The organism is Nonomuraea sp. MTCD27, from assembly GCF_041950495.1.
Lineage (GTDB): Bacteria > Actinomycetota > Actinomycetes > Streptosporangiales > Streptosporangiaceae > Nonomuraea.
On sequence record NZ_JBGNUW010000021.1, the window covers coordinates 40,180 to 52,571 of the forward strand.

At 71.4% G+C, this 12,392-nt stretch carries 6 protein-coding genes; 2 read left to right on the forward strand and 4 right to left on the reverse strand.

Translation table 11 applies throughout. From position 1 onward, the window contains the following. Positions 1–82 precede the first annotated feature (82 nt). Positions 83–1,093: an ABC transporter substrate-binding protein gene (locus tag ACBJ59_RS46245; protein ID WP_375116442.1), complete on the forward strand. Its 1,011-nt coding sequence runs from the start codon at positions 83–85 to the stop codon at positions 1,091–1,093. 8 nt (positions 1,094–1,101) lie between these two features. Here ACBJ59_RS46245 and ACBJ59_RS46250 read toward each other — a convergent pair whose 3' ends face one another. The 3 genes from ACBJ59_RS46250 to aceA all read right to left on the reverse strand — a co-directional run bounded on the left by ACBJ59_RS46250 (position 1,102) and on the right by aceA (position 4,736). Further along, positions 1,102–1,902 (reverse strand): substrate-binding periplasmic protein, encoded by an 801-nt coding sequence (locus tag ACBJ59_RS46250; RefSeq protein WP_375116443.1) that lies wholly within the window; start codon positions 1,900–1,902, stop codon positions 1,102–1,104. Continuing rightward, a complete protein-coding gene (locus ACBJ59_RS46255; protein WP_375116444.1) occupies positions 1,899–3,230 on the reverse strand; it encodes a hypothetical protein in 1,332 nt (443 codons plus the stop codon). The genes ACBJ59_RS46250 and ACBJ59_RS46255 overlap by 4 nt, the downstream gene beginning before the upstream one ends. A gap of 219 nt (positions 3,231–3,449) precedes the next feature. Further along, a complete protein-coding gene (gene aceA / locus ACBJ59_RS46260; RefSeq protein ID WP_375116445.1) occupies positions 3,450–4,736 on the reverse strand; it encodes an isocitrate lyase in 1,287 nt (428 codons plus the stop codon). A gap of 270 nt (positions 4,737–5,006) precedes the next feature. On the opposite strand from aceA, the gene ACBJ59_RS46265 reads away from it, so the two are divergent. After that, positions 5,007–6,479: a helix-turn-helix domain-containing protein gene (locus tag ACBJ59_RS46265; RefSeq protein WP_375116446.1), complete on the forward strand. Its 1,473-nt coding sequence runs from the start codon at positions 5,007–5,009 to the stop codon at positions 6,477–6,479. A 100-nt stretch (positions 6,480–6,579) separates the two neighbouring features. Here the strand turns inward: ACBJ59_RS46265 and ACBJ59_RS46270 are convergent, their stop codons facing one another. Then, positions 6,580–12,177, reverse strand: a complete 5,598-nt coding sequence (locus tag ACBJ59_RS46270; RefSeq protein WP_375116447.1) for a carboxyl transferase domain-containing protein — start codon at positions 12,175–12,177, stop codon at positions 6,580–6,582. Between the last annotated feature and the right edge of the window lie 215 nt (positions 12,178–12,392).

Sequence of the window (12,392 nt, forward strand, 5' to 3'; positions counted from 1 at the left end):
CGTCTCCGGAGGCACGGAGATCGGTTGCGTGACGCCGGTGGTGGAGTGTCGAATGGGATCGGCACCGATCCTTGGAGAGGCTATGAGGCCGTTGGCCATCGCCCTGTTAGCGGTCCTGATGGCCGCGGGCTGTGCGACGCCGCGCCGGGACAAGATCACGGTCGCGTGCGGTGCGAGCGAGCAGTGGTGCGCGATGATGGTCAAGAGGTTCTCCGATGCCACCGGCGTGGAGGCCGACTTCGTCCGGCTGTCGAGCGGGGAGGCGCTGGAGCGGATCAAGGCGGCCAGGGAGCGGCAGGAGTTCGACGTCTGGCACGGCGGTCCGGCCGACTCGTACGTGGCCGCCAAGGGGCAGGGGCTGCTGGAGCCGTACAGATCCGAGAAGGCTGGCGAGATCCGGCAGGGATGGGCCGATCGGGAGAACGCCTGGAGCGGGATCTACGCCGGCGTGCTGGCCTTCTGCAACAACACCGAAGAGCTGGCCGAGCGCGGCCTGCGGCCGATCCGCTCCTGGCGGGAGCTGCTGGACGAGCGGCTGCGCGGCGGCGTCGCCCTCGCCCATCCGGCCACCTCCGGCACCGCCTACACCACGTTGTGGACGCACGTGGAGCTCGCCGGCGGCGACCAGGACGCGGCCCTCCGCTACATGCGCGACCTCCACCCGAACGTGCTGCGATACAACTCCTCCGGCAGCGCGGCCGCCGTGCAGGCGGCCAAGGAGGAGGTGGCGGTCGGCGTCGTCTTCTCCCATGACTGCGTCGCCGCGCAGGAGCAGGGCTATCCGAACCTGGAGGTGACCTTCCCGCAGGAGGGCACCGGTTACGAGCTCGGCGGCCTGGCCGTGCTGGCCGGGTCGCACAATCCCGACAGCGCGCGCGAATACGTCGACTGGGCGCTGAGCGGCGCGTCCCAGCGGCTGGGTCCGCTGGCGAAGTTCTACGCCCTGCCGACCAACACCAACGTGCCGGCCCACTCCAAGGCGGCCGATCCGGCGACGGTCAAGCTGGTCTCCTACGACGTGGAGGTCGCCGGGCGGGCCAAGCAGGCGCTCGTCGGCCGGTTCGGCGCGGAGGTCGCCGGGCCGCCCGCCTGATCGCCCGTCTAGGAGCAGCCCTCGAACTGCGGGACCGCGATCACGGACAGGTCGATGCCCGACTTGCCGAACCACTTGTCCAGCAGCATGTGTGCCGTGCCGTCCTGGTACATCTCGGTGATCGCCCGGTTGAGCTCCTCGCAGCCGGCGACGTCGCCCTTGCGCACGCCGATCGACGTCCGTTGCTCGTTGAAGGCCGCGCCGACCAGGTGCAGGTCGACGCCCGGCTTGGTGAGCAGCCCCGCCAGGATCTGGCTGTTGGTGGAGATGGCGTCGATCCTGCCGTCCTTGATCATCTCCAGGCAGACGTTGTAGTCGGGCGCCTCGACGGGGATCGCCTCGACCCGGCGCTCCTGGACGATCCGCTGGGCGATGTTCGTGCCGCGCACCCAGCAGATCCTGCGGCCCGCCAGGTCGCGTACGTCGCGCACCTTGTCCTTGTCGGCCGGCCGCACCGCGATGTCCTGGAAGTCGACGTGGTACGGCCCGGCGAAGTCGATCACCTTCTTCCGCTCCAAGGTGACCGACATGTGGGCGAAGACCAGGTCGGCCCGCCCGTCCGTGAGCACGGTGAGCTGCTCCCCTGCCTTGATCTCCAGCCAGCGGATCCGCTTGCCCAGCCGGGCGACGAGGTCCTCGGCCACGTCGACGTTGAAGCCGTGGTAGGCGTTGTCCTGCCCCTTGAAGCTGATCAGCGGGACGTCGGAGCGGATGGCGACGATCAGCTCGTCGTTGTCCACGATGGAGGCGGGCCGCGTGGAGCCGCACGCGGTGAGCAGCAGGATCAGGCAGATCAGCAGTCGTCTCACCGGTACTCCCTGAGTCGTGGCCAGACGCCGGCCAGGACGAGCAGGGCCCCGGCGGCCAGCCCCGCGGGGATCCACCGCCACAGCGTCTCCAGGGCTCCGTCGCCGTTGTCGATGGCGCGCTCGAAGTCGGACTCGTGCCGCCTGACCAGCTCCTCCAGCACCTTGTCGTAGCCTTCGTAGGCCTCGGTGAGCTCGCCGTCCCAGAACTTGATCGCCGCTTCGCCGGGCATGGTCCGCATCCGCGCGTCGGCCTGCTGGAACTTCTGGTAGGCGGCGAAGAGCCGGTTTCGGTCGTCGCCGGTGAGGCCGCCGAGCAGCCCCTCGAAGTCCACGTGCAGCTTGCTCTGGTAGTCGGGCAGGCTGGTGGACTCGACGGCCGCGACCGTCAGCGACTTGTCGAGGAAGGTGTGTTCGTAGGTGTCTTTCCGGAAGCGGTCGAGCAGGTAGCGGCTCTCGTCGCCGTGCATGCTCATGCTGATCGCCCGCGCCCTGGTCAGGGTCAGCACCGAGTCGAACCCGCGCCGCTTGGCCTCCTCCAGGGCCTCGCCCTGGAGGTTGAGCAGGGTCGTGCCGGTCAGCAGGCCGGCCGCGGTGAGCACGGTGGCGACCACCAGCGCCGGCGCGAGGATCCGGCGGAACCTGCGGGTCAGGTAGACCTGCAGGCCCAGCAGGCAGGCCAGCGCGAGCAGCCCGGTGACGACGACGGCGAAGCTGGCCAGCGAGGTGGCCGACCGCTCGGCGTCGTGCGCGCGCCTGACGATCGTCCCGGTCTCCAGGGTCAGGTTGTACGCCTGGGGCAGCAGCTCGCGGTGCATGAGGTCGGTGGCCTTCTGGTAGGCCTCGACCACGTTGTCGGGCGGCTGTCCGGCCGTGTGCCCGGACTGGGTGTCCAGCAGCCGGGCCTGGGCCGCCAGCCGCTCGTAGCGGCCCAGCCCCTCGATCAGCGACTCGACCGTGCGCTGCTCGACCGGGTCGTCCAGGGCCAGCCGGTACGCCTTGAGCAGGCTCTCGGAGATCTCCAGCCGCCGCTGGTCGTAGCTGGTCAGGTCGGCCTGCTGCTGGGGGCCGTATTCCCTGCCGAGCAGCAGGGTCTCGGCCACCAGCGCGTCCATCTCCGACATCTGCCGGTACAGGCCCGCGGTGGCGAGCACCTGCGGGCCGGCGTCATGCCCGATGGTGCGCAGGCTGGCTCCCGTGCTCGCCGCGCCCGCCAGGATCGCCGCCAGCAGCAGCGCCAGCGTCACCAGGGACAGCCCGGCCAGCGTGCGCACCCGCCCGGAGACCGATCTCTTGCGGCGGACCGGAGGCGGCGGCACCGTCACCGTCATGGCCTGCTCCGGCGGGAGACGCCGGGATCGTTGGTGCGCACCACGCCTCCCGAGATCGACTCGTGCTGGATTCGAGCATGGCCGTGGGCGCGGCGGGTCCGCAAGAGGAGCGCATCGAGCGCGAGAAATCGGGCCGCGCCAGTGCTGGGGGGAACTGGCGCGGCCCGTTCGCCGGGGGAACCATCCCATGCCCTGGAGGTGGCCGGCGAGTCTGCGGGGTCAGTGGGCGAACTGCTCCTCCTCCGTCGACCCCTTGAGCGCGGTCGTCGAGGAGTCGGGTGCCACGGCGGTGCTGACCAGGTCGAAGTAGCCGGTGCCGACCTCACGCTGGTGGCGGGTGGCGGTGTAGCCGCGCGCCTCGGCGGCGAACTCGGCCTCCTGGAGCTCGACGTACGCGGTCATGCCGTCCGCCGCGTACCCCTGGGCCAGGTCGAACATGCCGTAGTTCAGCGAGTGGAACCCGGCGAGCGTGATGAACTGGAACTTGTACCCCATGTGCCCCAGCTCCCGCTGGAACTTCGCGATCGTCGAATCGTCCAGGTGCTTCTTCCAGTTGAACGACGGCGAGCAGTTGTAGGCCAGCATCTGGTCCGGGTACTCGGCCTTGATCGCCTCGGCGAACTCGCGGGCCACGTCCAGGTCGGGCGTGCCGGTCTCCATCCAGAGCAGGTCGGAGTACGGCGCGTACGCCAGGCCGCGCGCCACGCACGCCTCCAGCCCGTTCCTGACCCGGTAGAAGCCCTCGGAGGTGCGCTCGCCGGTGGTGAACGCCTGGTCGCGCGGGTCCACGTCGCTGGTCAGCAGGGTCGCGGCCTGTGCGTCGGTCCGCGCGACGACCAGTGTGGGGACTCCGGCGACGTCCGCGGCGAGGCGGGCGGCGTTCAGGGTCTTGATGTGCTGGCCGGTCGGGATCAGCACCTTGCCGCCCAGGTGGCCGCACTTCTTCTCGGAGGCGAGCTGGTCCTCCCAGTGCACGCCCGCGGCGCCGGCCGCGATCATGCCCTTCATCAGCTCGAACGCGTTGAGCACGCCGCCGAAGCCGGCCTCCGCGTCCGCCATGATGGGCGCCAGCCAGTACGGCGCGTCGGCGTCGCCCTCCGACCAGGTGATCTGGTCGGCGCGCAGCAGCGCGTTGTTGATGCGGCGCACGACGGCGGGCACGGAGTTGGCCGGGTACAGGCTCTGGTCCGGATACGTCTGCGCGCCCAGGTTCGCGTCCGCGGCGACCTGCCAGCCGGACAGGTAGATCGCCTTCAGACCGGCCCTCACCTGCTGCACCGCCTGGTTGCCGGTCAGCGCGCCGAGGGAGTTGACGTAGTCCTCGGTGTGCAGCAGGCTCCACAGCCGTTCGGCGCCCAGCCGGGCCAGCGTGTGCTCCTCCTGCACACTGCCGCGCAACCTGATCACGTCTTCGGCGCTGTAGGTGCGCTCGATGCCCTCCCAGCGAGGGTCGTTGTCCCATTCGTCCTGCAGCTGCTCAGCAGCTCCCTTGAGGCGATCGATCATTGTTCGCTCCTTTGCCGTCCCCTGGGTGCTCACGCCGAGTCTCTGCCCCTGGGTGGGGGGTCAAACAGTGCGAAGACAGCAGAAGAATCGCGAAAATTTCGCTGATGTGCATTACCTGTGGGTATTCAGCTGTGAAGAAATCGCAAGTTTTACCGTTGGCCTAGACCAATCGTGCGGTGAGAACGCGGGCCGGGGCGGGCGGGCCGCCGCCGGGAACCGTCCGATCGCGAAGGCTAGAAAATGGGCCGAATTTCTGTCTAAGATGCCGACATGGCCTCCTTGCTGGGCGAAGAACCGCTGTCTTTGACGCAAGAGCTTGATCTGATCGCGTTTGGCCAGCGCCTGCGCCACCTGCGCAAACAACGCGGGCTCACGCTGTCCGACCTCGGCTCGCGCGTCAGCAGGGCCCCCAGCCAGCTGTCGCTGCTCGAGAACGGCAAGCGCGAGCCCAAGCTCTCCTTGCTCAAGTCGCTGGCGACCGCCCTGGGCGTCCCGGTCGAGGAGCTGCTGCGCCGCCAGCCGCCCAACCGCCGCGCGCAGCTCGAGATCGCGCTGGAGGAGGCGCAGCGCGACCCCGTCTACGCAGGGCTGGGCCTGCCGCGGCTCAAGGTCTCCGCACGCGTGCCGAACGACGTGCTCGAACACCTCCTCGGCCTGTACGGCGAGCTACGCGCCCGCCAGGCCCGCGGCACCGCCACGCCGGAGGAGGCCCGGGCCGCCAACGCCGAGCTGCGCCGCCGCCAGCGCGAGGTGGGCAACTATTTCCCCGACATCGAGAAGGCCGCCGCCGAGGCCCTCGACGCCGTCGGCTACCGTGCGGGCGCCCTGTCCCAGAGCATGATCCAGAGCCTGGTCACGCACTTCGGCTACACCGTGCACACCGCTCAAGACCTGCCCCGCTCCGTGCGCTCCATCACCGACCTGCGCAACCGCCGCATCTACGTCAAGCACGAGCAGCTCGGCATGCACACCCCGCGCACGATCCTGCTCCAGACGCTCGGCCACCTCGCGCTCGGCCACGACAAGCCGCGCGACTTCGCCGACTTCCTGCGCCAGCGCACCGAGGCCAACTACTTCGCCGCCGCCGTCCTCGTGCCGGAGAAGGCCGCCGCCCTCTACCTTCAGGAGGCCAAGTCCGACCGGGCGCTGTCGGTGGAGGACCTGCGGGACGTGTTCGCCGTGTCGTACGAGATGGCCGCCCACCGCTTCACCAACCTCGCCACCCACCACCTGGGCCTCGTCTGCCACTTCGTGCGCAACGACGCCGGCGGCACCATCTACAAGGCGTACGAGAACGACGGCATCGTCTTCCCCGCCGACGAGCAGGGGGCCATCGAGGGGCAGCGGATGTGCCTGCAGTGGTCGGGTCGGCAGGTGTTCGCCTCGCCGGACCGGTTCTCAGTCTTCTACCAGTACTCCGACTCGCCCACCGGGACCTACTTCTGCGTGGCGCACGTCGATCCGTCGCGCGAGCGGGACTTCGCGATCACGCTGGGGGTGCCGTACAAGGAGTCGCGCTGGTTCCGGGGGCGCGAGACCACCCACCGGACGAAGTCCAACTGCCCGAACGGCGACTGCTGCCGCCGCCCGCCGACCGATCTGGCCGAACGCTGGGAGGGTTACGCCTGGCCGTCCGCCCGCGCCAACTCCCACGTCCTGGCCGCCCTGCCGCCCGGGTCGTTCCCCGGCGTGGACGAGGCCGACGTCTACACCTTCCTGGAACGGCACGCGGCAACCAGCTGAGCCGCCCCGCCGCCGCCGGGCGCGGTAGCCGGTTCCCTGGAGCCGGCGGGCGTCGGAGGCGTCCCGGCGGGGTGGTCACCGCCGGAACGCCCGCGCCGCGTCAGACCAGGGCCTCGGCGGCCGGGCCGGTCTCGCCGAGGGTCAGCGCCATGCCGCGCTCGATGGCCTCGATGATGCGCGGCCGCAGCTCGGCGGCGCTGATGATCGCGTCCACCGAGCCGACCTCCACCGCCCGCTGGATGCTGTGCACCCGGTCGAACTCCGCCGCGACCTCGCCCAGCTTCTCCGCCCGGACGGCCGACTGCACCTCGGCGAGCCGGGCGTTCAGCGCCGCCCGCTCGGCGCCGCTGGCCGCCGAGATCCGCCTCTGCAGCTCCGTCACCCGCGGGTCGGTCGCCGTGCGGTTGTTCACCTCGCCGGAGAACACCACGGCCGCCGCCGGCGCGCCGCCCAGCACCGAGGCGAACGAGCCCTCCAGCGCCAGCACGGTCATGTTCGGGTTGAGCGCCTTGGAGAACACCACGAACGCGCCCCCGTGGTAGCGGGAGATCACGCAGAACACGATCGGGCCCTCGAAGTTCACGATCGCCCGGCCGATCTCCGCACCGTACTCCAGCTGCAGCTTGCGCATCGACTCCGGTGAGCCGTCGAACCCGGACAGGTTCGCCAGCACCACCAGCGGCCGGTTGCCGGACGCCGCGTTGATCGCCCGCGCGGTCTTCTTCGACGACCGCGGGAACAGCGTGCCCGCGGTGTAGGTGTCGGGCCCGTCGGTGGGCGGGAAACCGCGCCGCGGCACCGACCGCGACTCGATGCCGACCAGGCAGACCGGCCAGCCGCCGATGTGCGCGTCCTGCACCGCGGACGTCTCCGCGTCCGCCATGCCCGCCCAGCGCTCCAGCACCGGGTGGTCCTGGTCGGACAGCGCCCGCATCACCGTGCGGATGTCGAACGGCTTCTTGCGGTCCGGGTTGTGCCGCGCGGAGAAGATCTCGCCGACGGTGGTGAAGTCACTGCCCGCGATCTTGTGCGGGAACTCGGTGACGTCGCGGTCGGCCGGGTCGGAGGTGCGGGCCCGCCGGGGCGCCGCCTCGCCGGGCACGACGTAGGTGTGGTCGTAGTGGGCCATCAGCACGTCGCGGGCCGCCGCCAGGTTCGGCGCCCAGTATTGCGCCTGGCCGTTCGGCCCCATGACGCGGTCATAGCCGCCGATGCCGAAGTTGTCCTCGGCCGACACCCCGCCGGAGAAGTCCAGCGACTGCTTGCCGGTGAGCACCATCGCCGAGTCCGGCGTCATCACCAGGATGCCCTTGGTGTGCATGAGCATCGTCGCCTCGGCGTTCCAGTACGGCTGGGCGCCGACGGTGATCCCGGCGACCACGATGTTGATCTCGCCGCCGTCCTGGGTGAACTCGACGATCCGCTTGAGCGCGGCGGCCACCCAGTCCATGTTCTCGGTGCCCGAGCTCATCGAGATCCGCGCCCCCGCCGACAGCGCGAACCACTCCAGCGGGACCCGCATCCGCTGCGCCAGGTCGAGCGCCGCGATCACCCGCGAGCACTCCGGCTCCGACAGCGCGCCCAGCGCCTTGGTCGGGTCGCCGAGCAGCACCACCCGGGTGACGCCCTCGGGATGCCGCTCGGTCGGCGTCGTGACGACGCCCGCCACGATCGCCGCGGAGTTCTTCCCCTTCGGCCGGTCCACCGGCACGAGCGCGCCGTGCTCGTCGAGGTCGTGCTCGGCGAAGCTGCCCTGCGGGCCGGCGAGCAGGCCGGTCAGCTCGTACGGGTAGACGTTCCCGCGCCGGGCCGCGCGCAGCACCTTCTGGCGGTAGTCGTCCAGCGGCTGCACCGGCTCCGTTGGCGGCTCGCCGACGTGCAGGTGCGCTCCGTGGCCCGGGTCGAGGGTGATCGTCACGGCGACCTCGGTCAGCTCGCCGGAGGCGGTGCGCTGGCGGGCCACGAACTGCACCTCCTCCAGCCCCGCGCCGGCGGTGGTCGGCAGGATGCGCTGCAGGAGCATGTTGAGCTCTTCGGTGGACAGCTCGGTCGACGGCCAGACGTACATCATCATCCGGTTGGTGTCGAACCGCTTGTTCTGCGGCCGCTGCGCCTGGATGTTGCGGATCGCGTCCAGGCCCGCGGTGATCGCGTCCTCCACCGAGGGCAGCGCGACCAGCCTGCCGTCGGCCTCGCGCAGCGGTGTCAGGTCGCGGACCTGGCCCATGGCGATGAGCCGCTCGTCGGCCGGGTTGCTCTTCGCGACGGCCTTGAACAGGTAGATCTCCTCGTCCGCGGACGGCAGCCGGGTGAGGTCGAACTCGCGCCACCGCTGCAGCTGCAGGCGCTCCGCGATCTGCGGGTGCAGGCCGCGGATCAGCCGGTCCTCGGCGAAGCCGGTGCCGTCGGGGCGGAACGTGAAGTGGTGGTGCATCACGGCGCCGCCGGTGCCGGCGACGGTGGTGGTGATCCGGCGGACGCCCGCGGGGTGCGGGTGCTCGGCGAGGAGCTGCCCGAGCCGTACCGCCATCGCGTCGGCGTCCGGCTGGTCCTCCCACGTGACGTAGAGGTCGGCGACCAGCCCGTGCCCGGCCTCGGTGGCGCCGGCCTCGGTGGCGCCGGCCTCGGTGGCGCCGGCCTCGGTGGCGCCGGCCTCGGTGGCGTCGGCCTCGGTGGCGAACGTGGCGACGGCGCCGATGGCGTCGGGCAGGGCGGCGATGTCGACCGCGGTGGTGATCACCCGCGTCACGCCGCCCGCGCCGGCGTGCTCGGCGGTGACGAACCGGCACCCCGCGATCTCGCGCACGGTGACCTCGGACAGGCCGCGGTTGCCGTAGTAGCGGCGGGTCAGCACCTCCAGCAGCGGGGCGTGGTCGCGCCCCGAATGGCCGATCCGCTGGCCGATCAGCCGGACCAGCGGCTCGGAGCTGGCCACCATGGCCTGGATCCGCTCGGCGCGGTCCGGCGCGTCCGGGTTGCGGTCAAGGTGACGCAGCTCGCCGCGGACGGCGGCGTACACCCTGGCGCGGTTGCGGCGCAGCAGCGGCTGGGCGAACCAGCGGAACACCACGCCGCGGGCCAGGTCGGACACCGCGGGGAAGCGCACCTGCGTGGCCTCGACCAGGTGCTCCAGGGCGAGCCCGGAGCGCTCGCTGAGCTCCTCGACCGGCTGGGCGCCGGCCAGCCACCGGCGCAGCAGCTCCGACACGATCCCGACGCCGGTGCTCATCCGCTGCTGGGCCAGGAAGATCCGGAAGACCGCGGCCTCCAGCTCCGGCGTGCGGTCGAGGTCGTCGACGCCGTAGTGACCGAGCACCTTCCGCAGCTTCGTCTGGAACCCCTCGGTGACGCCGGCGCGCTCGACGTCGAGGCTCTGCAGGTAGCTGTGGAAGTATTCGCGCGGGCTGTGCACCGGGCTGTGCGGCTCGACGTCGATCTCGCCGCCCGGCTTGTTGCGGCTCAGCTCGCACAGGTCGGCGAACACGGTGAGCAGGTCGAGCTCGCCCTCCAGCGGCCGGTTCCCCAGCTCGGCCCGCGCGGCCAGGTAGCCGGACAGCGCGCGCTCGCGGTCGTAGGGGTCGGCGTCGAAGCCGAGCAGCAGGCTGCGCAGGTCATGCAGGTCGCGCGCGGCCCTGTCGGCCGCGGGGACGCCGGACGGCTCGGCGGGCAGGTCGATCTCCACGGTCTCGCCCGCGCCCGCCACACCCTCGTCGGCGCCTTCGTCGGCGAGGGGCTCCAGGCGCATCAGCGGCGCACCGGTCTCGACCTGGCTGCCCACCGACACCGGGCACTCGCGGACCCGGGCGCGGAACGGCGCGCGCAGCACCGTCTCCATCTTCATGCTCTCCAGCACCAGGATCGGCGCGCCGGCCTCGACCTCGTCGCCGACCGACAGCGGCGTCGCCACGACCAGCGCGGGCGCGGGGGAGCGTACGACGCCGCCCTCGTCACGGCTGATCCGGTGGGTGACGCCGTCGACCTCGACCAGGTGGATCGGCCCGTGGGTGGCCGACACCAGCCGGAACCGGCGGCCGTTGACCACGATCCGGCCGCTGTGCTCGTCGAAGCGCTCGACCTCGACGTCGACCGGGTGCGGCTCGCCGCCGCCGGAGATGCCGACGCGGAAGCGCTGCTGCCCGACCCGCGCCACGCTCAGCCGGTAGGCGGCGCCGCGGAGCTTGAGGTCGAGCGGGCGGCCCGGTTCGTGCTGCACCTGCGGGCGCCCGCCGTGCGCGGTGGCCAGCAGCCGCCGGCGGCTGACCTCCTCCTCGTCCTGGTACGCCTCGATCGCGGCGGCGGCCAGGGCGATCGCGGAGTGCCGGTGGCTGACCAGGCGGCCCTCGGCGCGCACGCGGTCGATCCAGCCGGTGTCGGCGCTCGCGTCGATGACCTCCGGCTGGTCGAGCAGGTCGAGCACGAAGCTCTTGTTGGTGGCGCCGCCCTCGATGATCACCGTGGTCTCGGCCATCGCGCGGCGCAGCCGGCCCAGCGCCTGCTCGCGGTCGCGGCCGTAGGCGATGATCTTCGCGATCATCGAGTCGAAGTCGGCCGGGATGGTGTCGCCCTCGCTGACGCCGGTGTCCACGCGGATGCCGGGCCCGGAGGGCAGCACCAGGCGCGCGATGCGGCCCGGGGCGGGCGCGAAGTCGCGGTCGGGGTCCTCGGCGTTGAGCCGGGCCTCGACGGCGTGGCCGGACTCGGCCGGCTGCGGGCCCTCCAGCCTGCCGCCGGCGGCCACGTGCAGCTGCAACCGGACCAGGTCGGTGCCGGTGGTGATCTCGGTGATCGGGTGCTCGACCTGCAGCCGGGTGTTGACCTCGAGGAAGGCGAACAGCTTGTCGCCGGGGTGGTAGAGGAACTCCACGGTGCAGGCGCCCTGGTAGCCGACGGCCACGGCGAGCCGCTCGGCGGAGGCCTTCAGCTCGGCGGTCTGCTCGGCCGACAGGACCGGCGAGGCGGACTCCTCGATGATCTTCTGGTTGCGCCGCTGCACCGAGCAGTCGCGCACGCCCAGCGCCCACGCGGTGCCCTGCCCGTCGGCGATGACCTGGACCTCGACGTGGCGGGCGCCGGTGACCAGGCGCTCCAGGAAGACCACGCCGGAGCCGAACGCGCGCAGCGCCTCCTGGCTGGTGCGCTCGTAGGCGTCGGTCAGGTCCTCCTTCGAGGAGACCATGCGGATGCCGCGCCCGCCGCCGCCCGCGGTCGCCTTGAGCATCAGCGGGTAGCCGATCTCGTCGCCGGCGCGCAGCGCCTCGTCGAGGGTGGCGACCTCGCCCCGGCTCCACGGCGCGACGGGTACGCCGACCTCCTCGGCGATGAGCTTGGCGCCGATCTTGTCACCGAGCCGGCGCATCGCCTCGGCGCTCGGCCCGATGAAGGTGACGCCGATCTTCTCGCACAGCTCGGCGAACGCCGGGTCCTCGGCGACGAAACCCCAGCCGACCCAGGCGGCGTCGGCCCCGGTCTCCATCAGCGCCCGCTCCAGGACGGCGTGGTCGAGGTAGGGCCGGGCCGAGGCGGGTCCCAGTAAATAGGCGGCGTCGGCTTCACGGACGAAGGTCGCGTTGCGGTCGGCGTCGGTGTAGAGGGCGACCGTCTCGATCCGTGTCCCGGTTTCCGCGGAAAGATCACGGACGGCGTGGATGAGCCGCATCGCGGCCTCTCCACGGTTGACGATGGCGACACGACTGAACACCGGCAGAGCCTCCCAAATACGCATGCGCAGAAGGCGACGTCCGGATCTCGGATCGTCGCCCGTAGCTTTCTCTACCCTGCTTGATTACCACCTGGTACACCAATGTCCCGCATGGCGCATGCCGGACCCGCTGCTTTGTGGAGACCCCACAAAAGGCTTTCCGGCCATGGCGACCGGCCGCCGTCTCATGTGAGGTCTGCCACAAACACGCTCAC

Coding starts and splice junctions, on each gene's coding strand:
- ACBJ59_RS46245 (WP_375116442.1), top strand. CDS start 83: ATGAGGCCGTTGGCCATCGCCCTGTTAGCGGTCCTGATGGCCGCGGGC.
- ACBJ59_RS46255 (WP_375116444.1), bottom strand. CDS start 3,230: ATGACGGTGACGGTGCCGCCGCCTCCGGTCCGCCGCAAGAGATCGGTC.
- aceA (WP_375116445.1), bottom strand. CDS start 4,736: ATGATCGATCGCCTCAAGGGAGCTGCTGAGCAGCTGCAGGACGAATGG.
- ACBJ59_RS46265 (WP_375116446.1), top strand. CDS start 5,007: ATGGCCTCCTTGCTGGGCGAAGAACCGCTGTCTTTGACGCAAGAGCTT.